Source organism: Streptomyces sp. MS191 (genome assembly GCF_008042125.1).
GTDB lineage: Bacteria > Actinomycetota > Actinomycetes > Streptomycetales > Streptomycetaceae > Streptomyces.
In genome coordinates, this window is sequence record NZ_RDBI01000111.1 from 1 (window position 1) to 1850 (window position 1850).

General features: G+C 73.4%; 2 protein-coding genes. Both read left to right on the top strand.

What is annotated here, in order from left to right; genetic code table 11:
- A partial coding sequence (locus tag EAO71_RS35305; RefSeq protein WP_147981906.1) for an AMP-binding protein occupies positions 1 to 1004 on the top strand: 1004 nt, incomplete at its 5' end.
- A complete protein-coding gene (locus tag EAO71_RS35310; protein ID WP_147981907.1) occupies positions 1001 to 1621 on the top strand; it encodes a hypothetical protein in 621 nt (206 codons plus the stop codon). The genes EAO71_RS35305 and EAO71_RS35310, both read left to right, overlap by 4 nt.
- Positions 1622 to 1850 lie beyond the last annotated feature (229 nt).

Genomic DNA, 1850 nt, shown 5'->3' on the forward strand with positions numbered 1-1850 from the left:
TCGGGGCGGTACCCGCCGTCTGGCAGCGTCTGCGCACCGGCCTGGAGGGCGCGCTCGCCGAAGCGGACCCCGCGCTGCGCGCCCTCGTCGACGAGGCACTGGCCACGGGCGGCCGCCTCGCCTCGCGCCGATGGGAGGGCTCTCTCGACGCAACGGAACGGACGGAACTCGAGCAGGCCGACGGCATCCTCGCCCATCTCCGCCACCGCGTCGGCCTCGACCGCGCCCGCGTCTGCATCACGGGGGCCGCGCCCGCGCCCGAGGGCCTCCAGGAGTACTTCCACGCGCTCGGCCTGCCGCTCAGCGACGCCTGGGGCATGTCCGAACTCAGTGGCATCGCCCTCATCGCCCCGCCCGGCCGCCCCCGGCCGGGAACCGTGGGCCGGCCCGTCCCCGGCGCCCGGATCAGCATCGCCGCCGACGGCGAACTCCTCGTACGCGCGCCCTTCCTGATGCGCGGCTATCGCGGCGAGCCGGAGCTCACGGCTCAGGCCGTCGACGCGGAAGGCTGGCTGCACACCGGCGACCTCGCCACCGTCGATCCTTCAGGCGACGTCCGGATCGTCGACCGCAAGAAGGACCTCATCATCAGCACCGGGGGCAAGAACATGGCTCCCGCCCGCATCGAGGGCGTCATCAAGGAAGCCTCGCCCCTGATCGCCCACGCCGTCGTCATCGGCGACGGTCGCCCCTTCAACATCGCACTCCTCGTCGCCGACCGGGAGGCCGTCGAGGCCTGGGCCCGGCGCTCGGGCATCGACTCGACCGCGCCCTGGGACACCCACGCACCGGAACTCGCCGCCGTCCTGGACGAAGCCCTCGTACGCGCCAACACCCGCCTCTCGCGCCCCGAACGGATCCGGGCGCACACGCTCCTCGCCGAAGTGTGGATCCCGGGCGGACCGGACCTCACCGTGACGCTCAAGACCCGCCGGGCTGCCGTCATGAGTCGACACGCCGAGACGATCGAGGCGCTCTACCGGCGGGCCGGGGAGGAGCGGTGATCTCCGCCGCCCTGGCGCTGCTCGCCCTCCTGCAGCTCCTCACGGCCGCGCTCGCCCGGCACCGCGGGCGAGCGGGACGGCTCACCGCGATCCTGGGCTGCGCCCTCGCGTACGACTCGGCCGTGGTCGCGGCCGGAGCCCTGGTGGGCGAGGGCCCGGCACTGGAGGCACTGAGCGTCGGCCGCTTCGTCGTTCACGTCCTGGCCACGCCTCTCGTGCTGCCGTGCGCGGCGCTCACGCTGCGCGCGGGTCGCACCGCCCTCCTCGGGGCGTGGACCATCGCCGGAGCCCTGGTCGTGCTGGGCGCCGTCACCACTCTGCCGGGACTGCACCTGCGGCCCCGCGCCTGGGCGGACACTCTGCGGTACGCGGACGCCGCACCCGGCGCCTTCCCCGTCGCCGCCGTCCTCGCCATCGTCGTGCTGCTCCTCGTCGGACTGACCGCCTGGATCCAGCGTTCGACGCCCTGGATCGCTCTGGGCGCCCTCGCCGTGCTCGCGGCCTCGGCCGCCGCCCCCGTGGCGCCGCCCCTGGGGAATCTGGGAGAGGCGTTGATGCTGGCCGGGTTCGTGGCGGCGATGCGCCACCAGGGCGATCCGGCGCTCGCGCGTCCGTAGGTTGTTCGCCAGGAAGTAACTCAGTTTCACTGAAAGAAACACCCCAACCCTTGGCGCGTCTGCATCCATGTGCTGAAGTGGGAGACAGCGTTTCCCTCTCCGATACCCCCATCGAAGGAGACACCCGTGTTACGCACCCTCGCTCGCGCCGTCCCGGCAGAGTGGTGACGGCGCCCAGCACGACCAGGGCTCCGGCGATGGTCCACGCCCCGAGGAGGGCGGTGCGACC